Source organism: Trichothermofontia sp. (assembly GCF_053493415.1).
In genome coordinates, this window is sequence record NZ_JBRCAD010000207.1 from 1 (window position 1) to 23,283 (window position 23,283).

The 23,283-nt window shown below is 52.3% G+C and carries 20 protein-coding genes; 14 read left to right on the forward strand and 6 right to left on the reverse strand.

Annotated features, from left to right (window positions below; translation table 11 throughout):
• Positions 1-240: 240 nt before the first annotated feature.
• The gene (locus ACWIUF_RS18240) at positions 241-1,050 is read left to right on the forward strand and encodes a sensor histidine kinase (protein ID WP_448573949.1); all 810 of its coding nucleotides are present in this window, start codon (positions 241-243) and stop codon (positions 1,048-1,050) included.
• Positions 1,051-1,279: 229 nt separating this feature from the next.
• On the opposite strand, the gene ACWIUF_RS18245 is transcribed toward ACWIUF_RS18240, so the two are convergent.
• Positions 1,280-2,476: an NAD(P)/FAD-dependent oxidoreductase gene (locus ACWIUF_RS18245; RefSeq protein ID WP_448573950.1), complete on the reverse strand. Its 1,197-nt coding sequence runs from the start codon at positions 2,474-2,476 to the stop codon at positions 1,280-1,282.
• Positions 2,477-2,556: 80 nt separating this feature from the next.
• Positions 2,557-3,081, reverse strand: coding sequence for an acyl-CoA thioesterase (locus ACWIUF_RS18250; RefSeq protein WP_448573951.1), 525 nt, complete (start codon positions 3,079-3,081; stop codon positions 2,557-2,559).
• A gap of 109 nt (positions 3,082-3,190) precedes the next feature.
• Here ACWIUF_RS18250 and ACWIUF_RS18255 point away from each other — a divergent pair, with 109 nt between their 5' ends.
• Positions 3,191-4,024: a universal stress protein gene (locus ACWIUF_RS18255; RefSeq protein ID WP_448573952.1), complete on the forward strand. Its 834-nt coding sequence runs from the start codon at positions 3,191-3,193 to the stop codon at positions 4,022-4,024.
• A 116-nt stretch (positions 4,025-4,140) separates the two neighbouring features.
• Here ACWIUF_RS18255 and ACWIUF_RS18260 read toward each other — a convergent pair whose 3' ends face one another.
• A complete protein-coding gene (locus tag ACWIUF_RS18260; RefSeq protein ID WP_448573954.1) occupies positions 4,141-4,638 on the reverse strand; it encodes a peroxiredoxin in 498 nt (165 codons plus the stop codon).
• A gap of 266 nt (positions 4,639-4,904) precedes the next feature.
• Positions 4,905-5,930, reverse strand: a complete 1,026-nt coding sequence (gene bchI / locus ACWIUF_RS18265) for a magnesium chelatase ATPase subunit I (RefSeq protein ID WP_448574007.1) — start codon at positions 5,928-5,930, stop codon at positions 4,905-4,907.
• Positions 5,931-6,293: 363 nt separating this feature from the next.
• Between bchI and ACWIUF_RS18270 the strand changes: the two genes are divergently transcribed.
• Together ACWIUF_RS18270 and ACWIUF_RS18275 are read left to right on the forward strand one after the other, a co-directional pair.
• Entirely contained in the window at positions 6,294-6,941 is a 648-nt protein-coding gene (locus ACWIUF_RS18270; RefSeq protein ID WP_448573955.1) for a cofactor assembly of complex C subunit B, read from the forward strand.
• A 157-nt stretch (positions 6,942-7,098) separates the two neighbouring features.
• Positions 7,099-8,292, forward strand: coding sequence for a pentapeptide repeat-containing protein (locus ACWIUF_RS18275; RefSeq protein WP_448573956.1), 1,194 nt, complete (start codon positions 7,099-7,101; stop codon positions 8,290-8,292).
• Between the two features lie 315 nt (positions 8,293-8,607).
• Here the strand turns inward: ACWIUF_RS18275 and ACWIUF_RS18280 are convergent, their stop codons facing one another.
• Positions 8,608-11,376, reverse strand: coding sequence for a chloride channel protein (locus ACWIUF_RS18280; protein ID WP_448573957.1), 2,769 nt, complete (start codon positions 11,374-11,376; stop codon positions 8,608-8,610).
• A gap of 116 nt (positions 11,377-11,492) precedes the next feature.
• On the opposite strand from ACWIUF_RS18280, the gene ACWIUF_RS18285 reads away from it, so the two are divergent.
• From ACWIUF_RS18285 to ACWIUF_RS18310, 6 genes are all read left to right on the forward strand, one after another.
• Positions 11,493-11,864: a hypothetical protein gene (locus ACWIUF_RS18285; protein WP_448573958.1), complete on the forward strand. Its 372-nt coding sequence runs from the start codon at positions 11,493-11,495 to the stop codon at positions 11,862-11,864.
• Positions 11,865-12,023: 159 nt separating this feature from the next.
• A complete protein-coding gene (locus tag ACWIUF_RS18290; protein WP_448573959.1) occupies positions 12,024-12,221 on the forward strand; it encodes a hypothetical protein in 198 nt (65 codons plus the stop codon).
• A 299-nt stretch (positions 12,222-12,520) separates the two neighbouring features.
• On the forward strand, positions 12,521-13,687 hold the full coding sequence (locus ACWIUF_RS18295; RefSeq protein WP_448573960.1) for a pyridoxal phosphate-dependent aminotransferase: 1,167 nt from the start codon (positions 12,521-12,523) through the stop codon (positions 13,685-13,687).
• A gap of 367 nt (positions 13,688-14,054) precedes the next feature.
• Entirely contained in the window at positions 14,055-14,801 is a 747-nt protein-coding gene (locus tag ACWIUF_RS18300; protein ID WP_448573961.1) for a hypothetical protein, read from the forward strand.
• Positions 14,802-14,847: 46 nt separating this feature from the next.
• The gene (locus ACWIUF_RS18305; protein ID WP_448573962.1) at positions 14,848-16,011 is read left to right on the forward strand and encodes a CHAT domain-containing protein; all 1,164 of its coding nucleotides are present in this window, start codon (positions 14,848-14,850) and stop codon (positions 16,009-16,011) included.
• Positions 16,004-16,294 carry a Pepco domain-containing protein gene (locus tag ACWIUF_RS18310; RefSeq protein WP_448573963.1) on the forward strand — a complete coding sequence of 97 codons (291 nt, stop codon included), beginning with the start codon at positions 16,004-16,006 and terminating at the stop codon, positions 16,292-16,294. The genes ACWIUF_RS18305 and ACWIUF_RS18310 overlap by 8 nt, the downstream gene beginning before the upstream one ends.
• A 14-nt stretch (positions 16,295-16,308) precedes the next feature.
• Here ACWIUF_RS18310 and ACWIUF_RS18315 read toward each other — a convergent pair whose 3' ends face one another.
• Positions 16,309-17,598 (reverse strand): radical SAM protein, encoded by a 1,290-nt coding sequence (locus ACWIUF_RS18315; RefSeq protein WP_448573964.1) that lies wholly within the window; start codon positions 17,596-17,598, stop codon positions 16,309-16,311.
• Between ACWIUF_RS18315 and ACWIUF_RS18320 the strand changes: the two genes are divergently transcribed.
• The 4 genes from ACWIUF_RS18320 (at position 17,554) to ACWIUF_RS18335 (ending at position 23,247) form a co-directional block, all read left to right on the forward strand.
• Positions 17,554-19,725, forward strand: coding sequence for a hypothetical protein (locus tag ACWIUF_RS18320; protein WP_448573965.1), 2,172 nt, complete (start codon positions 17,554-17,556; stop codon positions 19,723-19,725). The genes ACWIUF_RS18315 and ACWIUF_RS18320 overlap by 45 nt on opposite strands.
• An 11-nt stretch (positions 19,726-19,736) precedes the next feature.
• Entirely contained in the window at positions 19,737-21,200 is a 1,464-nt protein-coding gene (locus ACWIUF_RS18325; protein ID WP_448573966.1) for a hypothetical protein, read from the forward strand.
• A 312-nt stretch (positions 21,201-21,512) separates the two neighbouring features.
• Positions 21,513-22,757, forward strand: coding sequence for a hypothetical protein (locus tag ACWIUF_RS18330; RefSeq protein ID WP_448573967.1), 1,245 nt, complete (start codon positions 21,513-21,515; stop codon positions 22,755-22,757).
• Between the two features lie 34 nt (positions 22,758-22,791).
• Positions 22,792-23,247 carry a DUF4351 domain-containing protein gene (locus tag ACWIUF_RS18335; RefSeq protein WP_448573968.1) on the forward strand — a complete coding sequence of 152 codons (456 nt, stop codon included), beginning with the start codon at positions 22,792-22,794 and terminating at the stop codon, positions 23,245-23,247.
• The last annotated feature ends 36 nt before the right edge of the window (positions 23,248-23,283 follow it).

Sequence of the window (23,283 nt, forward strand, 5' to 3'; positions counted from 1 at the left end):
GACAAAGCTGCTTCAAGATCAATTTGACAAGCTTCGGGAATGAGGCTATCATAGAACATCATTTTTTATTTGTTAGAGGACAGAATACTGCATTCTGTCCCTTTTTTCCATCGCTTAACCTAACTTTCAACACTTCTGCAACAAACCCTAGAGGAACAGGTTGAAACGCGAACCCAGGAACTTCAGCAAGCCCTGACCCATATCCAACAAACCCAGGCCCAACTGATCCAGGCTGAGAAAATGTCAAGTCTAGGGCAGTTAGTAGCTGGCGTTGCCCACGAGATTAATAATCCGGTGAATTTTATTCATGGCAACCTTGCCCACGCAGATGAGTATATCCAGGACTTACTAGCCTTGCTAGAACAGTATCGTGCCCAATTTGCAACCCCGCCCCCAGCAATCCAGGCCCAAGAGGAAGCCATTGACCTGCCATTTTTACGCCAGGACTTACCCAAACTGCTCAATTCCATGAAACTTGGAGCCGATCGCATTCGGGATATTGTGGCTTCGTTGCGCAATTTTTCGCGGTTAGATGAAGCAGCCCTTAAGGAGGTGGATATCCATGAAGGGTTGGATAGTACGTTGATGATTTTACAGAACCGCTTGAAAGCCAAGCCCGATCATCCTGCCATCCAAGTAATCAAACACTATGGTCTGCTGCCGCTGGTGGAATGTTATGCGGGCCAGCTTAACCAGGTGTTTATGAATATCCTCACCAATGCGATCGATGCCCTGGATAGTCAAGCGTCATTGCCCACAGCCGAAGCAGACCCGGTGAAAACCATCACCATTCAGACAGCGGTGCTTGATAATACCCACATCGCGATTCATATTGCCGACAATGGGCCAGGGATGACCCCGGAAGTACGGAAACGCCTATTTGATCCCTTTTTCACGACTAAGCCCGTCGGCAAGGGCACCGGCATGGGGATGTCGATTAGCTATCAGATTATTACCGAATACCACGGTGGGAGCTTGGACTGTCTTTCGGAACCTGGACAGGGGGCAGAATTTATCATTAAAATTCCCATTCACCAGGGGCAAGCTTGAGGTGGCCTGCGTCCCAGCAATTGTCCAGGGAACAGATGGCTAGTATCACGTCCAACCTGAGAGGATGTCTTAAAAGGGGGATCGTGGTTAAAACCACGACTACGAACCTCGACGCTTGGCTGTCCTAAGGATTGCTTGGCGTTTGTAGTGGCGACTAAAGTCGCCAAAACGACTTGTTTCTGGACTTGGCAAACACCCGCTTAGGGGAGCGTTAGTGGCAGGGCTGTGTTCACAAGGACAGGAGCCAATCGACGATCGGGCGGGTGATCCAGTTAAAGCCCACGCGGAGTTGGTGTTCCCGACTGGGCAAGCGGTAGAGATAGGCCAGTCGGCGGAGGAGCAGGGCGGGTGGACCGTCAAGCTTGAGTCCCAGGCCCGTGAGGGTAGCATTGTCGATACCCAGGGTGAGCATTTCCCCCAGGGGAAAATAACGGAAAGGGAGTTGGGGACGTTGGTTCAGGTCAGCCCACAGGTTCCAGGCGGCATAGTCGGCCTGTTGGATCGCCACTTGGGCCGTGGTGGGGACAGCTTGGCCATCGGCATTATGACAGGCGGCCAGATCCCCTAGGGCCAGGATTTCAGGATGATCGACGACCTGGAGGGTGGCTTGGGTGACAATTTGGCCGTTCGCAGCGGTTTTGAGTGGGAGGTGTTGCACCACGGCAGGAACGCGGGTACCCACGGTCCACAGCACCAGATCAACGGGTAGGGTATCGGTGGTGTCCTTGTAGGTGAGGGAAATGTCCCCTGGTCCGATCGCCGCCACGCTGGTTTCCAGATCCAGCCAAACCTGGCGATCGCTGAGGGCACGCAGGGCGGCTTCCCGGTTAAATTCCGGCGACGATCGCAGCACGTGTTCGCCTTTTTCAATCAGTCGCAAGCGTCCCCGCTCCCCCAAGCGATCGGCCAACTTACAGGCCAACTCCACCCCACTGTAGCCCGCTCCGACGATCGCCACCCGAATACTGGCCGACTCCCCTGCCTCCAATGCCCGTAATCGTTCCTCCAGGCGGTAGGCATCGGCCAGGGTGCGAAACGGTAACGCATATTCACTAGCCCCAGGCACCCCGGTCAAGGGGGTTTCCCCGCCCAAGGCCAAGACCAGGCGATCGTAGGGGAGGGTGAGGCCCGATTGCAGATGCACCCGCTGGGCATCGAGATTAATGTCCGTCACCGTATCTTGTTGGAAGTGAACCCCCGTCCCCGCCAGCAGTTCACTGAAGGGGGGCGCAATTTCCCAGGTTGCCAGTTCACCCGTCATCAGTTCGTAGAGCAGGGGCAGGAAGACGAAGCGATCGTGCTGATCCACCAGGATAATGTCGGGTTTATGGGTGTCTGTCCAGGGAAACTGGCTTAGACGTAGGGCAGTGTAGAGGCCAGCAAAGCCACCACCCAGGATACAAATGCGGGTCGGATGTTGGGACATGATCAAACGCCAGAGGAAGCCACTTCCCCAAGCTTAGCGAAAGTTGACGCTTTTCTTGGGGGGAGAGGGGAGGAAGGGGGCTAGGGCGAACGGTGGCGACTGGCGATTTTGGCAAGGGCATCCTGAACATTGGGGGGTAACCGACGCAGGATTTTGCCCCGATCGCGATCGACGGCCACCAGGGTGACACGAGCCGTCACGTAGGTGATGGGCAAGGTATCAGGTTCCTCTGGCGGCGGGGATTGGATGCGGTAGTCCCAGTGAATCCGCACACCCTCAATGTCGTTGATGCGGGTTTGGACGATCGCCAACTCTCCCATCAGCAGCGATCGGTGGTAGCGCATTCCCACTTCAACAACGGGCAGGTCACAGCCCATCGCAACCAGATCGCTAAACTCAACCCCGATCGAGCGAAGGCACTCAACCCGCGCCTCCTCCATCCAGGTTAGGTAGGAGCCGTGCCAAACGATGCCGCCATAGTCGGTGTGGTGGGGGTTGGCCCGCACGGGGTATTCAAACCAACTTTCATCGATCGTCGCGAACGCATGGGGTTGGATCGCGCGATCGGCAGCCGGATTAGGAAAAGGCAAACGAGGATCAGACACTTTACAATTCGTTCCAAAACACTACATCTCTTCAAACCCTGGATTCAGGGTGCAAGCGTATCCTGAATATAGGTAAAGAAACTTAGGACGCAAAGGCGAGAACAGCCGCATGGTTAACAAGATTTTAATCACAGTTGCCGGTAGAGGGCTGTGTGAAGAGATGCTTAATATGCTGATGGACATCCCCAGCTTTCAGCAAGCATCGGTGACAGTCCTCCACGTTGTTCCCCCCCAGTTTGGGGCGCGGGGAATGGCCGAACGCCTCGAAGAGGGGGGCAAAATCCTGGCCAAGGCCGTGGAAACCCTCAAGGTAGACCCCAGCAAGATTAACCCGCGCCTGAAGCAAGGCGACCCCAAAATGGTGGTGCTGGAGGTGGCCGATGAGGAAGACTCGGATCTGATCATCATGGGGTCGCGTGCCCTGGGTCGGCTGCAATCGATTCTACAAAACTCGGTGAGCCAGTACGTTTTCCAACTGACCTCGCGCCCGATGTTGCTGATCAAGGACGACATTTACGTGAAGCGCCTGAACCGGGTCCTGGTGGCCGTTGATGGCTCAGTCGCTGCGACCAATTCCTTGAAATATGTCCTTTCTTGGTTGCGGGATATTAAGGGATCGCAGTTGTCGTTGCTCCACGTCAACCCTCCCAGTACGGTGACCAGTACAGACGCTGATCCGGTGTTGACCGCCGCCGTAGCCGAGGCCAAGAAGGCGGGTGTTGAGGCGCGCACATTACTCGCGTCTGGTCGGGCCGGGGAAGTGATCTGCCAAACCGCAGAAGATTTAAATGCGGATATGGTTGTGCTGGGTTCACCCGATCGCCGCCCCTCGATCGCCAAGAGCCTCCCCGACCTCGATCGCCTCTTGGGCGACTCCCTGTCCGACTACGTGCGTGTCCATGCTAACTGCCCTGTGCTATTAGTCCGTGGTACGGACAGCTAGTCAATTCCCTGTGATCTTCTGTGTCTCTGTGATCTCTGTGTCTCTGTGGTTTATTCACCGGTTGGCTTGTTCACCACAAAGGCACGGAGGACACCAAGGGGCACTCAGATCCCCGCTTATCCCCCCAGGCTTTGGACAATTTTCAGTGACTCCTCAATGTGGCCCTGGAAGTTTAGTTGGGAGTTGAAGATATGGCGCACAATGCCATCCTTGTCAATCACATAGGTGACGCGACCGGGGAGTAGACCGAAGGTAGACGGCACCCCAAAGGCTTTCCGGGCCTGGTTGTTGGTGTCACTGAGTAGGGTAAAGGGCAGTTGGTAGCGATCGGCGAATTTTCGATGGGAGGCGGCATCGTCACTGCTCACGCCAATCACCTCGGCCCCCGCTTCCTGGAAAACGGTATAGCTATCTCGAAAACTACAGGCTTCTTTGGTACAGCCCGGTGTATCGTCCTTGGGATAAAAGTACAACACCACGGTCTTTTTGCCTTGAAAATCCTTCAGACTCACGGGGTTGCCCGACGCATCGGGTAAGGTAATATCCGGAGCCTTGTCTCCCACTGCGATCGCCATTGTACTCAGTCCTCTCTGCAATAAACGTGCAATAGCCATAAACGTGTCATAAATGTGCGTGCAACAAACGTGCAATCCAAGGTGATCTGCCCTAACTGGTATCCATGCTCCTACGTCACTGGCGCACAAATTGAACGTGGGGTAGCCGTCTGCGTATCTCGAAGACTCGGCGCTCTCAGGGGCAGGCAGGATGTCGTAATCGGTTCCTGAATGCTGTCCAGGATTTCGAGTAGCCGTTTCGGCGATCTCAGGAGCAGGCAGGATGCCTACCCCACAATTTGTTTTTTGATCGCCGGTAAGTCGCTCTAGGCCCTAGCGGCCACGGCTCCGTTTTCGGCGACCGCTTCTTCCAAGCCAAAGACGCGGCAGAAGACCTTTTGGACCTTGTAGCCAGAGTCGATCGACTCCAGGGGATCTTTGCGTAACCGGTGGCGCAGGGCCAGGGTAATCACCCGGCGGATATCGTCTACGGTCACGGTGGCCCGTCCTTCTAGGGCGGCTAACGCTTTGGCGGCCCGGTTGGTGACAATATCGCCCCGCAGGCCATCCACATCTAGCTCGGAGCAAACTTGGGAGATCTGCACCCGCATCTGGTGCTCGATCGTCACGGAGGGTAGCAAGGCTTGGGCCTGGAGCAATTGTTGTTGCATGGCCTGCTGCTGGGCTTGGTATCGGGCCAAGAAGCCAAGGGGATCGCGATCAAACTCGGAGCGTTGTTCGACGATTTCAACCCGCTTACCGGGATCTTTGACGGTGTGGATTTCGGCGTGCATCCCAAAGCGATCGAGCAATTGGGGCCGCAGTTCACCTTCCTCCGGGTTACCGGAACCGACGAGGACAAAGCGGGCCGGGTGCCGCACGGAAATCCCTTCCCGTTCCACCGTGTTCCATCCCGATGCGGCGGAATCCAGCAGGACATCGACCAGGTGATCATCCAGCAGGTTGACCTCATCCACGTAGAGGATGCCGCGATTCGCCTTGGCCAACAGGCCCGGTTCAAAGGCTTTCACCCCTTCCGAGAGGGCTTTTTCAATGTCGATCGTGCCGCACACCCGGTCTTCCGTCGCCCCTAGGGGCAGGTCCACCATCAAAATGGGTTTGTGGGCGATCGGGAGTTGCTCGCCTCGGCTCAGGCGTTCCCGGACTTCATCACTCATCAAATCCGGGTCGGTGGGATGGCTGTTGAAGGGATCATCCGCAACAACTTCTATTTCCGGCAGCAGGTCGGCGAGGGCGCGAATCGTGGTGGATTTGCCCGTACCGCGATCGCCCATAATCATCACCCCACCGATTTTGGGGTCAATCACGTTCAATAGCAGGGCTAGCTTCATCTCTTCCTGGCCGACAATGGCCGTAAAGGGGAAGACAGCACGACGGGCGGGGGGCGCTTGGACGGTAAGGCTCACAGCGGTTAAGGTCTTAAACTCTAAACAACAATAAATGGCGAACGAATGGCGTAACGAATAGCATTTGATGGTATCGCGTTTCTCATTGTGTCACACTCCGGTAGCATCACCACAAGCATCACCCCAGATGGGTTCCTGCAAGGATCAGAATAGAGGGAGGCGGAGGGGATAATAGTTTAGGTCAATAGATAGTATGGGTTTTCTATGGCTGCCTTTGTAGAGGCTGATTGATGAGTAGAGGCTGATTAAGTGGAGACTGAATCAGTAGAGACGGATGAGTAGAAACTGATGACGGTTCGGAAACCTGTGACGGATTGGCGCTATCTCCCGATCGCCGTTGGGGTGATTGGGGGCAGTTTATTGATGTTCAATCGGCTGTTAACGTCGGAGTTGACCCCTTCCCAATCGCGATCGGATGTGGTGGGGGTGTTGCTGAGTGCCTTGCTGATTCTGACGGGGTTGCTGTGGCAGCAGTTTCAACCGAAGCCGCCGGAGGCCGTGGTGCTAGAGGGGGAAGACGGGTTTGAGTTAGACCCAGGCTTATCGGCAGCCGCCCAACAGGAGTTGGCTTGGGCCTCGGAGCTGTTGCTGAATCAGACACCGACGCGATCGCTGGTGGTGTGGTACGGGGGGCGGGTGATCCTGCGGCGGGGGATTTTAGGACCGCAGGCGGACTGGGTGCCGGGGGCGATCGGGCAGCGGGTGTTGCAAACCCAGCGTCCGGTGTATCTCGTGGATGCCAAGTTATATCCGGGACGGGTGGAGTTTGATGTGTTGCCGCCGAATACCCAGGGGATTATCTGTCAGCCCATTGGCACGGCAGGGGTGTTGCTCCTGGGGGCGAATGCGCCGCGTAGCTATACGAAACAGGAGGAGGCGTGGATTAGCGCGATCGCGGCGAAGTTAGACCAGACCTTGGCAACGGCTCAAGCTTGAGCAATAGTCCTCCGGACGACAGGCATTTTGACTGAATAAAGGTAAATGCAGCCTTCCCATTGGTTCCGTGCGATCGCAGCGGTGGGAAGCGCAGAGAATGACACGGCTTTGATCAGCGTAGAGGGCGTTACAGGTTCGCTGTTAGGGGGACGCATCCATGAAGGTAAAAGAATTACTCCGGCGCTATCGTCGGGGTCAGCGTGATTTTCAGCAGGTGGCCATCCTACGGGCTAACCTCGCTGGTGCATGCCTTGAGTTTATTGATCTCAGTGGGGCGCAGTTGGAGCGGGCTAACTTAGCCCAGGCGCAACTGATCGGGGCGGAGCTGTGGCAAACGAATCTGACGCAGGCAAATTTGCAAGCGGCTAATTTAATTGGTGCGAATTTACAGGGTGCCCAATTATATCGGGCGGATTGTTCGCGAGGAATGCTTTGCGGGGCGGGGTTGAATGCGGCAAACCTGAGCTATGCCACGTTGGATGAAGCGTCCCTGTGTGGGGCAGATTTGCGGACGGTGGACCTGACGGGGGCCAGCCTGAAGGGTACCAACCTGAAGGGGGCGGATCTGCGGGGGGCGATCTTGCAGGCAGCGGACCTAGCGGGGGCTGAGTTGGAGGCGGCGGATTTGACCGATGCGGTTTTACCCAGTGAGGCCGATCGCACCCAACTTCTGGCGCGGGTGCGTAAGCCGTCGATTTACTTACCCTTGTCTTATGATCAAGTGTTGTCAGCTTTACCACCCGTTACAGATGGGGTAGTGGCTACCCAGGTCCCGGCGGCTGAAGCAGCGATCGTGGTGCCGGTCGCTGAACGGGCGATCGCACCGAAGGCTACGGAGGAGTTGGCAATGGAATCGGAGTGGACGACGTTTTTCCAGGCTGAACCCGCCCATTTGTTCCAACCGGGTAACCCGGAAGAGGGTAAGGGCCGGATTCTGCGATCGCTGCTCTTGCGCAAGGGCCATACCCAATTACGCCAGAAGCTTTTGGCGGCTTATCAACAGCGCTGTGTGGTGTCGGGCTGTACGGCAGTGCAAGTGTTGGAGGTGGCCTATATTCTGCCCTATGCAGGGGAGAAGACGAATCATCCGAGCAATTGCCTATTGCTACGCGCCGATCTCCACGTGTTATTTGATTTGCATTTGTTGACGATCGATCCATCTACGTCCCAGGTGCATGTGGCTCCTTGGTTGGGACAGACCATCTACGCCAAGTTGGATGGTTGCAAGGTCCGTTTTCCGCAGGACGCAGATGTTCGGCCCAGTGCAGCAGCGTTGGCCAGCCATTTTGAGGAATGCCAGTGGCGAGATCGGTCCCAGACTCAGGTGTGGCCAGAGGTTTATTCGTTATAACGCAGGGGCGGGGGAACAGGCCAAGTAATTTGAGTATGACCGTCTTAGGAGATCACACATTGAGTGTGGGATGACCGTCTCGGCTGTCTCAGGGGCAGGCAGGATGCTTAACCCACAATGATTTTTCGTTCGCATCGTGTCTCCACAGGAGAATCCCCTGAGTCTACCCCTTGCTTAATGGCACTTCGATTAATCTGGGATGGGGGCAATTGAACTGCCCAAGCCGACGGAATAACGTTGCTTGGGAGCGCAGGCTGGGGATTTCCCCATATGCCCTATCGGTGATTCCCCTCGCCTTGATTGAGATCAACCGACTTAGCCCCCTACAGGAGGCACATCGGTTACGGTACTGCGGACCAGGATGACGGTCGAGGCACTCCGGCGAGCAATCGCGGCGGGGATATTGCCCTTCAATGCCTGTTGCAACAACCCCTCCCGGCTGGCTCCCAGCAAAATGACATCACAATGGTATTGCTGGGTGAGGTCAAGCAGGGTGTCGGCAATGGCCGTGGCCTGAATGGGGAGAGTGTGGATGCTACCGTGGAGGTGGCGCTCCAGGTAATCGGCATCGCGATCGAGTACACGGGTATCCAGGGGTAAGGTCGTTGGCTCAAAAATCTGGCAGAGGCGGATTTCCGGGGCTTCGCTAAAAATTGTCAGGGCGGGTAGGAATTGGATGGCCCGTTGGGCATTGGGACCGCCCGCGAGGGGGACCAGCCAGCGATCGAACGCCAAGGAGAGGGCCGCTTCCTGGAGGGTATTGCCATTGGCTTCGGCTTCCACCATGCGATCGATCAGGTCCTGACTCCACTTCACCACCATCACTTCACAGGCGGTTTGGCGAATCAGTGTATCCACCGTACTGCCGAACACCCGACCGGGGGTGGTACTTTCCCCCTTCCAGCCCGTGAGAATCAGGTCAATATGGCGATCGTGAACGGTTTCCAAAATGGCATGGGCCGCATCATGGGCCACCCGAATTTGGGTATGGACGGGGATTTGCCACGATCGCCCCAACCGAGCCGCCTTTTGCAGTAGCCGACGGGCCGCACTGATATTCACGGCGGTGGCATCCGTCGCCTGACTGCGGGAGATTTTAATCACCTGGAGACATTCCAATTCGTAGTGGCGATCGCGGGCGAGGGCACAGGCCAGTTGCAGCAATAGGGGAGCCGTGTGGGGATTGGCCATCGGCACCAAAATGCGACCTTGCCCCGTGGCGGGGGCGCGGGTTTGGTAAACCACATAAGACGGATCGGGTTGGGGTCCCAGTTGATCGGCTTTGCCGCTGAGTTGGTCCGACTCGGCGCGAATAATATCCCCACGGGTGATAATCCCCACCAACTTGCGCCCCTCGGTGACGGGCAGGCGACTCATCTGGTGGGTATTCAACAGGTGCAAGACATGGCTGAGGGTATCCTGGGGGCTGACCCCGATCGGGTCGGGGGTCATAAATTCGTGCAACCGGAGGGGTTGGGTGGGCGAGGTTGAACCTAGCCGCATTTGCATCAGGTCACTTTGGGTCACGATGCCCACCAGCCTGCCGTTATCAACCACGGGAAAGCCGCGATGGTGCGATCGCGAAAAGGCTTGTTTGACTTCATCCAGGGTCAGTTGGCTGCTCAGGGTTTCCACCCGTTGCTGCATGACATCGGCAGCAGTCAGTTGACTGACAAAGGTATCGAGGTTCTGGCTTTCTTTACTGAGGTCAATACCATTGAGGGCGAGGAGGCGATCGTAGATTGAACCACGAGCAAAGGGTTCCGAGATGAGGTAGGCGACCACCGAGCCGATCATGAGCGGCAGGACCAGATCAAAACTCATGGTCATTTCAAACACGATCACGATCGCCGTAATCGGGCCACGGGTAATCGCACAAAAAAACGCCCCCATCCCAGCGAGGGCGTAGGTGCGGGGGGCCGCCAAGTGTTCGACCCCATCCGCCGCTACCCAGTCCCAAAGGACCAACTGGCCCACCAATGCCTGGGAAGTCACCCCCACCAGTGATCCCAGGGCTGCGCCGAGGACCAAACTCGGTGCGAAGAGTCCCCCCGGTGCCCCAGTCCCCGCCGCCACAATCGTCAGGAGAAATTTCATCACAAAGGCAAGGGCAATCACGAGCCAAGTAGCATTCCCGGTGAGCAGAAAATCTTGCAGCCCCGCATGGTTGTGAAACGCTTCCGGCAATGGCGCCATTAACAGGCCCGTCACTAACCCTGTCGCGGCCAGCCGTAGGGACAACCCTAGAGGAAGAGTGCGCTGGTAAAAACGGCGACTGGTCAGGACACCTTGGTTAAACAACACCCCTAATACCCCCGCCAGGATGCCCAGGATCAGGAAAAATGGTAAATCCTGCACGGAAAAGCGAATATCAATCGCGCCGGAGAGGGTATCGGCCAAATTGCGGCCTAAAATCGGTGCCCGTTGGGTTAAGACAAAGCCCCCGCCCCCCCACACGCGGGAGACCACGGAACCAATAAATGAGGCCAGAATCGCCGTCCCTAAGGTTAACCCCGAAAAGTCCTGGAGTAGCTCTTCGATGACGAATAGGACGCCAGCGATCGGGGCATTAAAGCCCGCCGCCAACCCGGCAGCCGCTCCGGCAGCAATCAACTGGCGACGATACTCTGGTGAGGTTGGAAACCAATGGCTCATCTGGGCCGCCAGTGCCGCTCCAATTTGGACGATCGGTCCCTGCCGTCCCAGGGAAAACCCCGATCCCACCACCAGCATTGTACTCACCAGCTTGACCAGGGCCACTCGCCAATTCAGGGGCATGGGTAACCCGGCCAGGGCCATCTTCACCTGGGGAATGCCACTCCCCTCAGTCTCCGGAGCCAACCAGGCCACCATGATCCCCGCCAGCCACCCGCCACACAGGCCAAAGAGGGGCAGGATCAAGTAGGCAGAAAAGGTATAGGACGTGCGAACCCGCCATAGGCCCAACCAGCCAATACTCTGGCTTAAGAGGACGGCGGCTAATCCCGATACCAACCCAATGAGACAGGCTTCCAAAATGGCAATCCGGCGTGGACGCAGGACGTACCGTAGGGACCGACGCAGGGGGATGAGCCAGGTTGGCATAGCGGGTTAATTAGGAGTTGGGTGGCCGGGGCTGTGCATCTCCCCTGACCTTACAATATTTTTAACTTGCGGTTTTGCAGGAACAGGGAATGCGGCCAGTCTGTAGGCGATGGATTGTGGGGGGACTTCTCACTCCCCTGATTTTGGCCTGTGCAGGACGGCCACCCAAGCTGAGTACGGCAGCGGCTTTAGCGAAAATCAGCTTCGATCTGGCCGAGATTGCCCCCAATGGGCTAGTGGGGCCCCCCGATGGGTTGCGATCGCTCAGCTACGAGTTTTGTGCTCCGGCGACCAAGAGTGTAATCCAGCAGATCCAGGCGATCGATCCCAGCTTGCAAGTCCATCGCCAGTCCCCTGGCCGCATCGGGTGTCGAGGGGATCAGGTATTGGCGATCGGGGCAACTCACCAACCCCGTTGGCGTCGCGTGTTGCTTGACCTAGCCCGGTTACCCTACGTGACACGGATTGACCCCTTCCTGGGGGAGTAGCCCCTGCGGGTAGGTAGCGTGATGAAGATCACAGCACTTAACTTTAAGAATCACTAAGGCCGAGATCACTTCTCACACTGGACTGGGAATGTTGAGTAGAGAATAGTCATAGACGGAAGATTGCCAGTCTATCGGTTGGGTTTAGGGGGAGGGACAACAATGAATGCAATCTCACGCAACACCACCGCCAAAGGGACCCTAGTTACACTCAATACCTGGGAACGTCTGTTGGCCGCTTTGCTCTTGACAGGGATGGTGGTGGTGGCCGCCAATCTGACTGAGATGGAGTTGCAGCCCGGTTGGTTCGACGCGTGGTTTTCCCGGGCCGCGACCCTGGTGGCTGCGTCACGGGGGTGAGGGCTGCGGAGCCAGGCAACCTAGTACAGTAAACATAAAGTTAAACATAAAGTTTCGCAACGTTGGTAGTAACGACTTTAGCCGTTGCCAGCTAAAGCCAGCACTGCGAACGTTGCAGAACTTACTGTTCGAGCTACTCGCTTAACCGCTGTTGGCTTTAGCGTTTGCAGGGCAATCCCCAGGATAATTCTGAGGGCAAGGTACAGGGCAAGGCTGAAGAAAAAAGTTAAATCTTAACAGCACGCCGGGGAATCCTCTGCGACACTAGAAAACCGCAGTCGATCGACAATGGGTTAACTATGAAGCTGGCAGCACGGATTGGCGAAGTCACGCCCTCGGTCACCCTCGCAGTTTCCGCCAAAGCCAAGGCGATGAAGGCGGAGGGGTTGGATGTGTGTAGTTTTAGTGCGGGGGAGCCGGATTTTCCCACGCCGGCCCATGTGGTGGCGGCTGCGAAGGATGCTCTGGATCAGGGGAAGACGCGCTATGGTCCGGCTCCGGGGGAACCGGAATTGCGGGCGGCGATCGCCCGGAAGCTGCAACGGGATAACCAGTTGCCCTACGCGGCTGAGCAGGTGGCGGTGACCTGTGGCGGGAAGCAGTCGCTCTATAACCTGATGATGGCGCTGGTTTCACCGGGGGATGAGGTGATTATCCCGGCTCCCTACTGGCTCAGCTATCCGGAGATGGTGAAGCTGGCGGGGGGAACGCCGGTGATTGTGACGACGACGGCGGCGACGGATTACAAGATTACGGCGGACCAGTTGGCGGCGGCGATTACGCCTGCGACGAAGTTGTTTGTGTTGAATTCGCCCTCGAATCCGACGGGGGTGGTCTATACGCCCGCAGAGGTTAAAGCGCTGGCGGAGGTGATTGTCGATCGCGATATCTTGGTCGTTGCCGATGAGATTTACGAAAAGATTATTTACGATGGGGCGGAACACTTAAGTATCGGGTCGCTGGGGCCGGAGATTTTTGCCCGCACGATTACCAGTAATGGCTTTGCGAAAGCGTATTCGATGACCGGCTGGCGGGTGGGGTATTTGGCGGCACCGCTGGAAATTGTGAAGGCGACGATGACGGTGCAGAGCCACAGTACGTCCCATGTGTGTACGTTTGCCCAGTTTGGCGCGATCGCGGCCCTCGAATCCCCCCAAGATTGCGTGGAAGAGATGCGGCAGGCATTTGCGAAGCGGCGTAAGTTGATGTTGGATGCGTTGAATGCAATTCCAGGGCTGAGTTGTCCGACACCGGGCGGCGCGTTCTATCTGTTCCCCAACATTGAGAAAACGGGGATGTCATCGTTGGCGTTTTGTGAGGCGCTGCTGACGGATTACTATGTGGCAACGGTGCCCGGTGCGGCCTTTGGCGCGGATGGTCATATTCGCCTGTCCTACGCCACGGATGATGCGACGATCCTCAAGGGTATGGAGCGTTTGGAAAAATTTTTGAAGTCGCGATCGTAGGGTTTTAGATCCCAAGGAAAGTACCAAAGTTTATCGGCCATCCGTTGATCCAGTTTGGGTTAATGGGGAGTAGGTTAATGTTCGTTTTGCGATCGTGCGGGCTGGGCAGTGGGTCCACATGGCGCTAGAGGCTGAATAGACTTTCCAGGGGGCTTGAGTCATAATTGTGATAGGAGAAAGTCCGTTTTAGCGTTGTTAGGAGGTAAGTTATGGCTAGAGGCAATGCTAGTCTTGTGGAGAGCAGAGACTTGTTTATAGGTGCGCTAAGATAAAACAAATTTACTAAAGCTTGATTGAAACCGCAAACAGCTAAATTAGGCTTAGGTATCTAGATCAACCTAAGATATTGAGTTTAGAAAGAGGGGTTATGTCAAAGACACTGGTTCTCGAAGACGAAAGGGCTTTCCTTGAACAGATTGTACAAAATATGGAAGAACGCGGGATACCGTGTATTCCCACTCAATCTGCTAAAGAAGCCATTAAGCTTGCCCAAAATCCCGAAATTGATACAGCAATTATTGATCAGATTTTAGAACAAGAGGATGGTGATCTGCAAAAATACCAGGGGGAAGCTGTCGTTCGTAATATACATGAGATTCGACCTGATCTTGCCTCTATTTTCTTTACGAAATCAGGTCGAAAAGATTTGAAAGAACTCCCTGGTGTTATTGAGGTAATTTCTAAACCTGAGCTAAGACAAGATACAGAAGCTACTTTTGATCGACTAACTTCACTTATTAAAATGGTTTCAGAAGGATCGTTGGTTGCGATCGCTAATCTTAAGGATCACGAACAAGAGCAACCGTTAAAAATAGGGACAGAATATGAACTCCAGGCGGGTGTCTTTCATAAGCTGACTGGCAATGATGCGTTGAACCCAGACACCAAATCCTTGGAAATCACTGTGCAAGCACCAGGTATGATAATCATGCCTGACTGGTCTCAGGAGATTAATTTACCTCAACAAGAAAATCCTACCCTGATCAGTTTTCAACTGAAGCCGGAGCAGGTAGGAGACACAACAATTCGTGTTAAGTTTCATCATCAGCTAGATTGGCGGGGAACACTTGAGTTTAAAGTCAAAGTTATTGAAGATATAGTCTGCAAAGCTTAGGCTTCATAAAAATATCAATCAAGCAAGAGCAGGAACTTTAGAAAATATGCAACTAGAAACTTCACTTCCTCGCTTTGAGTATCATAATAACTCGATTGATATTTCCATTGATGTTTCCCTGGATATCTACTTGGGTCCAGGAGAAAAAATTTATCTAGATGTCAAAGCAAATGGTCGAAGAAAAAGGAGAATTGAAACTAATTTAACACAAGCTGCTCTTAATGAAATAAGTCAAGATCTTCGTGAGTGTTTATATCAAGTAGTAAGGAATAATCACGATCAGGCTTCACCGACATCTGAGGAAGTCCAGCAATTAGCAGAGAAAGGTCATCTTGCTTTTAAGAGAATTTTGGTGGATTCTGGAGCATGGGATTTTCTCTCCGGTGTTTTTCGTCCCGGTGATCAAGCAACCATCGCAATCGAATCAGAGTCTTTGTTCCTTCCTTGGGAACTCATATACCCTGCATCTCTAGATAAGCCACTCTCCTATGAAAACTTCTGGGGAATGCGTCATCATATTTATCGAGTTATTACAGCGTCGGGGAGAAGGCCCTGCCTTCCACGGACAATCGAGGTTGATAATTGCCCTAAGTTAGGTTTACTAACCTACCGCGAGTTAGTAGGGGTTAAAACAGGCGAGATTATCTTTCTACATCAATTGAGTCAAGAAGGTAGAATTTCTCTCTTTTGCTTGCGATCTCTGAATCCTGATGAGAGAGAGCAAGAATTTAATGAATTTAGGTGTTTTTGGAATAATAGATTACAGTTAGTGCATTTTGCCTGCCATGCTTGCAATGTTACACCTCGAACTCGCTCCTATATCCGCCTTTCACAGAACTTTGATATCACCCTTTCAGACATTGAACTGTACATACAAGAACTTCAAGATAGACCCTTAATTATTATGAATGCCTGTGACACAGGGAACTCTAATCCTCTCAGTATAGATACTTTTAGTTTTGTTGACACCTTCCTGCGATGTGGAGCCAGAGGTGTGGTTGCGACTGAATGTGAGGTCCCTGATGCTTTTGCTGCCGACTTTGCCCAAGAGTTTTATCAACGCTTCTTATCGGGGAAGCCCTTAGGAGAAAGTGTATTAGAATCACGATTGCATTTTTTGAAACGATATAACAATCCTTCGGGCTTATTGTATTCTTTGTATGCTTATCCATCAACTCAATTAGTTCAAGTAGAGAACACCAATGGATGATGATGTAATTTTAGTTCGTACTTCCGCTGATACTACAGTTAGACGAGGATCTGATGGGCTTAAAGAACTGAAGGTTTCTGAGTTGGCCGAGAATGTTCAAGCTTTCTTGAATCATATAGGGGTCATATTGGAGAAAGCGCCTGAAAAGGTAGGGGAGTTTTCGCTGACAGAGCTTTCGGTATCGGCTGAAATTTCTACTAAAGGGCAACTAATTCTACTGGGGTCTGGTGTGGAGGCAGGGGCGAAGGGGAGTTTAACGTTTAAGTTTCAGCGGCAGGGTTAGGGTAAGGGTATTCATTAGGCTGACAGCCGGTGTTGGCAGGGGGCTGGCGGTGGGCTGGCTCTGGCGTAGATGCGGGTGATGGGTTCGGATTGGATGTTGCCGATCGCCTGTTGGGGGTAGTGGGGATCGGCAAGGAATTCACAGCCACCGAGAACATAGCCATCGGCACTGATGCGGAGGGTGTGCCACCAGTAATCGGGGATTAGCGCTGGCCGTAGGGTAAGGGTAATCCTTGGGTTGAGGGGGATGTCTTGGTACAGGCTACCGTAGAGGTCTTGGCGTAGTTGGGTTGGCTGGAGCCAGCCTTGGGCGATCAGGGGAGATAAGAGGGCTGTGCTATAGGTGGGAATTTCGACCAGAATAGTAACAGCTTGGGGTGGCTGGAGAGCAGCAAGGGTGCGGGTTAGGTGCTGCAAGATCGCTGGCAGGGTATTGGGCTGTAGTTGGGCTGTGGATAGCTTGACAGGGAAGAGGGGGCTGAGGGTAAACCACTGGACCCCTTCGGTTTGGATGAGGTGGGGGACCAAGGTGATGGCAGCTTCCCAGTAGGGTTCGGTGAGAGTGGTGGCCACGATTATCCGCTCAGCAAGAGTGTGCTGGTGGGCGAGCCGGAGGTTGCTGAGGACGCAAGCGTAGGTACCTGCCCCCCGTAACGCATCGTGAATGGGTTGGGGGCCATCGATCGAAATATCCAGGTAGTCAAGGTGGAGAGGGGGGAGGGTATCCAGGTAGTGATGAAGGCTGAGGCCATTGGTGATGCCGCCAAATTTGAGGTCGGGGTATTGCTGGCGCAGGTGGGCGAGGTGGTTGAAGTAGGGAATGGATCGCTGGGGGATGAGGGCATCGCGATCGGCAACACAAATCAAACGGGTGCCCAGGTCTTGGACGAGGCTGGTAGTCGCACGGCACAGGGTCAGAAGGGGGGTGAGCGATCGGTGCATGGGGCCGCTGCGGTATCCTAGGAAGCAATGCTGACATTCGAGGCCGCAGGTGTTGCCAATGCCGATTTCTAGTTGGACGGGACAAGCTCGTTGGGCGAGGTGTTGGGATAGGGCAGCAGGGGTGAGGTGCTGGTGCTGGATGGCCTGCCACAGGCGAACGCGGTCTATCGCATCCCCTTGAGGGTCAGCCGCCGATCGGTATATCCCTGCCTTTGAGCCTGAAATTGGTATAAATTCTACGAGTCTCCTTGCCCAACTAATGGTAGCAGGGATTAGACTTTTAATGATTCCTGCGATCGTGGGGGAAATGCAAGACCAATGACGGCTAATCCTAATTTCGCTGACTACGTGGAGCGCGTTCAAGAAAACTTGGCCGTTCTTTCCCTGACAGATGCGAAGGCTAAAGCTTACCTGATGGAAAGCAAGCCATTAGCAACCTATAACCCACGCCCGATCGCGTTTGAGATTCTCTTTAACGATAGGCCAGAGCCAGGGAAAATCGAAAATGATAGGCCAGAACCAGGGAAAATCGAACGCAAGTTTGATCCGCATGTTTCGGATCGGCTATTTGATCAGGCATCATTGGCCACCTGCCTAGACGATCTGAAGCGTCTCTACCGGAATGCAGAAAAGCTAGGTCTGGATCTGGCCGAGGTTGACTGGTCTGTACCCGCACATATTAAGGATGATGAATACCTTGCCGATAAGGTCAAAAAAAGTATAGAGAATTTAAGTGATTCAATTCGGAAATTAGGTTCTCTGTATGAGCAATTGAAGGATCTGGATTCGACCTCACTGCAAGATGAGGAAAGTCAACCTCCAGAAACCCTGAATAAGCTTCGCGAAGTAAAAAAGATTCTGCGTTATCTCTTAAATCGTTACGAAGTCCAGTATATTCCCACGACTGTGGGTAGCACGGCTTTAATTTATGAAGCCTGGAAGCAGGGAAAGCTGATTCCTCTAGGTAATCCTGAAAAAGATGAGCCAAAGTTTGATCGACTTCTGGCTGGCCTTTTCATTAAGGCAACAGGAAAACAGTATCCCCGTTTACTAGAAGAGATGGCTGAAGATCTGGGCTTAGATAATCCTGAAATCCGCACTATTAATGAACAGAATTTGAGTCACGGCAGGAAGTGGATTGGTTATCCAGAGGGTTGGGAGTGGTTTACCTGTGTAGAATGCTCCCTGGTTCATCGACTTGATTTAACTGATCCGGAAAAGCTTGAATTTCGTTACTTAATTTACTATCCACTCCTGATTGATGATTATTGGTTTGCGGGGGTTGCATTAATCTATTCCGATTTAAATGTTGACCCGGCGGATGGAGATATCCCAGAGGTCTTCAATCGTCGGAAGTATGCCAAGGTTTACAGCACGATTAAATCGGTATCAGATACGCTAAAGATTTCTTTACGAGAAGAAGCGCTCAAGCAGGCCGAGAAGAAACTACGAGCCGGTACTCCTAAAGAGGATGTTTTATTTGAGGTTGTTCGCGATTATTTTGTGTGTTTTAACGTCAGAAAGATTGGCTGTGAAAATAAATCCCATACAAATGTGTATGAGTTATATGCAGATGAACACATCCAAATATTCGGGCCAAATTGGTTAAAAGACTATCCCGAAAAGTTAGCTTTGATTGCACATGAGCTTAATGGCTATAAGGCAGGCGTGCGACAAATTCCCGGCTTGTATAAGCTTGTGGATGATTTAGCTAATGCGATCGCGAAGGAGCAGGCAGAAGCTATTGCAGAAGGTGAAAAACGTCAGTCTCAAAAATTTGCTCACCAGGCTGCTGGCTTAATACAATCAGTTTGGCGTAACCCTAGCGTTCAAACCCTAGACCTTCCCACCAGAGCCAACCTCTGGCACTTGAATACCCTCATTCAGATTTGGGGAAATAACGATCTAGAACCTCAAAAGAAAATTACAGATGTTGATTTTCCAAATTGGCAAGAGGAGTCAATTACTGATGTAATGGAGAATCTTGTAGATTTTAGTCTAGATCATGCCCTTGAACGGGCAACCTTCCCCCGTCCTAACGCACTCCCTGCTGACACAATAGCCCGTAAGCAAGCCTTTGACATCCTTAATACTCCTGAGCCAACTTCTGCGTTGAGACGACGTTTGGGGATAGCTTGTCCACTGTGTGACTGGCCTGATTGGGTAACCTACCGTGGCTTCGTTTTATGCTTCCACCATGCCTTCTGGCAAGCGACCTATCATGGATTTCGGGCATTGTGCGGTGAGTATGATCCCTTGCCTGGGACTCAAAGTGCTTACCTTCAGGTGTGGATAGAGGACAATCAGGCTCGTATCCTAAACGCTGGTGTACCTATAGAGGAAAGTGCTTTACCTCCAGAAACAGGAACATTACCCCGTGATTCTGATTTTTTCAATGATATTAATCAACGCTTGTCAGGTCACTTCAAAGTTGAAGGACCCACTTCACAGGGAACTTACTGGATAACAACAGTTACTAAACTATTTTAGGAAGATTAATCATGAATTCATTGATTCCAGTGGCTATGAATTTAATTCCATATCCGAATGCAGATGATCCAATTGGCTATGTTGAAAGCAGTAAACGAGGTAAAAGAATCATTATTGTAGTCGATGATTTTTATAATTTGCCGGATTGGTATAAAGCTTCTACTACTCCAAGTACGGCTGGTGGATTATTGAAATTGTATAGTGTAACCCGTGACTGGGGGTCCACAAGGGGCATTGGATTCTTCAATCTACCTGATCCCTCTAAATTACAGGAAGATTCTGATAAAATTATTGATTGCATTGATGATTGGCTAAACCGTGTTTGTTTAGATTCATCTAGAACTAGGAAATCTGGATGGTTAGATGAGGATTCTCTTACGCGAGATGATTTTATCTACTATATGTTTATCGATACTTATTTTGGTACGCATTATGTTGTGGGTCACAAGTTTATTGAGCGATGGAAAGAGCGGCAAATTCTACCGAAAGATCGAGAACACATTGCTTATCTCAGCACAGCAGGCGTAGCCCTTGGTTGGGAAGATCCGCATAACCTGCCTATATTTGCCAAGGGAGATATCGATAATACGCTTGCTGGATTACTTCCTGACAAACTGAAAACATGGTTAGGCTTTGAAGCAACTCCATTAGAAATGGTATGGGAAAAAACGGTTGGTTGGTTTAATGACTCTAAAAGTGGTATCGTCCTTCATAATTTCACGCAGGTAAAAGAGAAGTTCTATGATGCATCGTCTAATTCACTGCCATTTGGAAAATACAGGCACGCTATCGAAAATGCCTTAGGCTTCTCATTTCCGGAAGTATGGTGGCAGGATCTAGAAACAGTCAAAAACATCCATGAATCCTTAAAGAGTATTTGTGGCGATGTTTTTTGTGGTAATACCAATCAACCTGGGTGTCGCAATATTTCAGTAGGTGCCACTTACCTTGTCGCCCTCAAAGCCCATTATGATATTTTCAGAAATATTGACCCTTTAGCTAGCGATCCTAATTTTTGGAAGCACGCTGATCACATCACTGCTGCTGTTTTCCCATTGCAAGGAACGAAGCGTGCTAGAGCTTCAGCGATCGCGCTTTATAATTTCTTCTTTCGGATGTTTGAACCGCGTAATGGAGCAAAAGAAGAATCACAGGTTGAAGGAGCTTTCTTTGAAGGCAAAGGTGAAGTCCTTAAAATCTGCCTAAAATGGAGTGCTTCAGAAGGAGCCTCTGATCGGGCTAAAAGTCTAGCTCAACAACTTGAGCAACAGTTTGATAGCAATCAAATTGAGATTTTTGGTTCAGAGCGCCCTGGTCAGATGATTAGTAACACGAGGAACGCGATCGCTGAGCTATGGCGAACAATGGTGTTTAATCGCGATGGTTTTCTTAGCCCTGGCGTTGTGTATATGGAGCGAGATGAAATCATTATTGCGTCCACAGAATACTTGGTCACTAGTTCTAAATACTTCTAAATCTCTAGGAAAGGAGAACCAGAAATGCCAAGCTTAAAAATCATGATTGTTTGTAATGATGATCGTAATGATGCTTGGATCAACCTACTCTCCGAGAGGATTCCAGAGCTTTACATGATCAAAGCTAGGCGATTTCGATACTTCACATTAGATAACCCTAAAGGAAGATCACTCTCTTCTCGCGAGTTGCCTGAATTTGTGGATGCTATTTTGTTCCACTACAGTGACATGAAAATCCTGAAACATATTCCAATTAAGACAAAGTATACTTTTGAATTTAATACCCCTGGTACTCCTCAGAAGCGATCAGATGTGATTCCAATCTATCGTCAAACTCACCCTGACTTTTCTGTCACCTCTAGTGATATTGATGAACTGATTGCCTTCATCTCCGGAGAGCGATCGCAACTCCCCGCAATGTGTGAACCCCCTCATACCCCTGATTTTCTCCCGGCCCTCGCTCTGCTTTGTCAGCAGTACCAAGAATCCACTAGGGTGGATAAGCTACTATCTATCACTAACCAACCTAGATGGTGGCTGGAAAGTTTGGGCTTACTGGAGGAAGGTAGCTTGAATCAAGGTGCTTATCAAAGAGCATTGAAATGCCTGAACGAAGAATGGCTGCGATCGCCATACCCCAACCTTGCACGGAGTAACGTCGATCGCCTACTGGCACAATTAGTCACTGAACAGCCAACCGGCTATGAAATCAATCCCCCCTTTGTCTCTCCTCAAATTGTTGCCGATGCCTATAGAACCCTGCGAGAGATGCTCAGGATCTCTACCGAAGATCAAACCCTCAGGCAACCAGAGGCGGCCTCTGAACCGCCAGAAGCCATCCTGGCGATCGACGGTAGTTTTTTAACCGCTGCCAGTGCCGCCGTTCTTGCCATGCGCCTCAAAGCCCAGCAACCTAACATTAAACGCTTTATTCTTAAACCCGATGCACTTCATGATCGACCCAACCTTCCTCGCCACTCAACCCTACTCCTGACCGAACCTCAAATGGCCCACTTGCCAACCTTGCGCCTACGCGATTTTGCGGGAGCCGTCCTCGTTCTCTCCCTGGATACTTTCCCTATCCTCAAGAAAAAACATCGCGTCCTTCGTTTTGCGCAAGGCTCCCACGATGCCCTCCCGATCCCTTTTTCCCTAAATGCACTTCTCAACACAGCCACCGACCTCGTCCCAATGGAACCCGAAAACCTGCGCTTCTTCCAGAACGAAATGCGGGCCATCAGCCAGATCTATCAACACAAAATTGTCCCCTGTCTACAAAAACTAGGGCAACCCGATCAGCGCAGCGCTGCCCTCCAGGAAGTGGCTAACCTGATTGAAGAACTGCGCACTCAAACCCCTGTCGCCTGCCATACCCCAGTCACAATCGAGGGCAAGCACCTACAAATCCAGCAACACCTGCGTCAAGCACTGGCTAGCCTCCAGGAACAACCAGGATCAACTGCCTGCCTCACCTACCTGAAAGAGGCTTTTAACCAATGGTATCTGCTAGTCCAATCCGCCGTAGGCGAAAATCTGACGCTAGTACAGCAAAGATAAAGTTTCGCAATGTTGGTAGTAACGACTTCAGTCGTTGCAGGCTAAAGCCAACACTACGAACGTTGCAGCACGATCGCTCATGGCACGGGTGGAACAGAAACCACCACCAGCCCCCCATAATCGCGGCATAATTGAATTGATCACAACAATCATGGTGCATCGGTTTAGCCAGTTGAGTCGCACAGAGGTGGAGGCAATGCTAGGGATTACCTTACAAGAAACACGGGTTTACCAGGAAGCCAAAGCAGAAGGTCGCCAGGAAGGCCGCCAGGAAGGTCGCCAAGAAGAAGGGCGATCGCTGATCATCCGCCAACTCACCCGTCCCTTTGGCCAGCTATCGGCGACAGCAACCCAGCAGATCAACCAACTGTCTCTAGAAGAATTGGAAACCTTAGGCGAAGCTTTATTGGATTTCAAGACGATCGCCGATCTGCGGGCGTGGGTAAACAACGATCGCACCCCTCTTAACCCTGGCAGAAAACCTAACTAAAATACTTATCCCATCTTGTGTTCTAGGCCCAGGTAG

Excerpts from the sequence above, each read along its gene's own strand:
- ACWIUF_RS18240 (WP_448573949.1), top strand. The coding sequence starts at position 241 with ATGTCAAGTCTAGGGCAGTTAGTAGCTGGCGTTGCCCACGAGATTAAT.
- ACWIUF_RS18245 (WP_448573950.1), bottom strand. The coding sequence starts at position 2,476 with ATGTCCCAACATCCGACCCGCATTTGTATCCTGGGTGGTGGCTTTGCT.
- ACWIUF_RS18255 (WP_448573952.1), top strand. The coding sequence starts at position 3,191 with ATGGTTAACAAGATTTTAATCACAGTTGCCGGTAGAGGGCTGTGTGAA.
- ACWIUF_RS18260 (WP_448573954.1), bottom strand. The coding sequence starts at position 4,638 with ATGGCTATTGCACGTTTATTGCAGAGAGGACTGAGTACAATGGCGATC.
- bchI (WP_448574007.1), bottom strand. The coding sequence starts at position 5,930 with ATGAAGCTAGCCCTGCTATTGAACGTGATTGACCCCAAAATCGGTGGG.
- ACWIUF_RS18270 (WP_448573955.1), top strand. The coding sequence starts at position 6,294 with ATGACGGTTCGGAAACCTGTGACGGATTGGCGCTATCTCCCGATCGCC.
- ACWIUF_RS18275 (WP_448573956.1), top strand. The coding sequence starts at position 7,099 with ATGAAGGTAAAAGAATTACTCCGGCGCTATCGTCGGGGTCAGCGTGAT.
- ACWIUF_RS18280 (WP_448573957.1), bottom strand. The coding sequence starts at position 11,376 with ATGCCAACCTGGCTCATCCCCCTGCGTCGGTCCCTACGGTACGTCCTG.
- ACWIUF_RS18290 (WP_448573959.1), top strand. The coding sequence starts at position 12,024 with ATGAATGCAATCTCACGCAACACCACCGCCAAAGGGACCCTAGTTACA.
- ACWIUF_RS18295 (WP_448573960.1), top strand. The coding sequence starts at position 12,521 with ATGAAGCTGGCAGCACGGATTGGCGAAGTCACGCCCTCGGTCACCCTC.
- ACWIUF_RS18300 (WP_448573961.1), top strand. The coding sequence starts at position 14,055 with ATGTCAAAGACACTGGTTCTCGAAGACGAAAGGGCTTTCCTTGAACAG.
- ACWIUF_RS18305 (WP_448573962.1), top strand. The coding sequence starts at position 14,848 with ATGCAACTAGAAACTTCACTTCCTCGCTTTGAGTATCATAATAACTCG.
- ACWIUF_RS18310 (WP_448573963.1), top strand. The coding sequence starts at position 16,004 with ATGGATGATGATGTAATTTTAGTTCGTACTTCCGCTGATACTACAGTT.
- ACWIUF_RS18320 (WP_448573965.1), top strand. The coding sequence starts at position 17,554 with ATGACGGCTAATCCTAATTTCGCTGACTACGTGGAGCGCGTTCAAGAA.
- ACWIUF_RS18325 (WP_448573966.1), top strand. The coding sequence starts at position 19,737 with ATGAATTCATTGATTCCAGTGGCTATGAATTTAATTCCATATCCGAAT.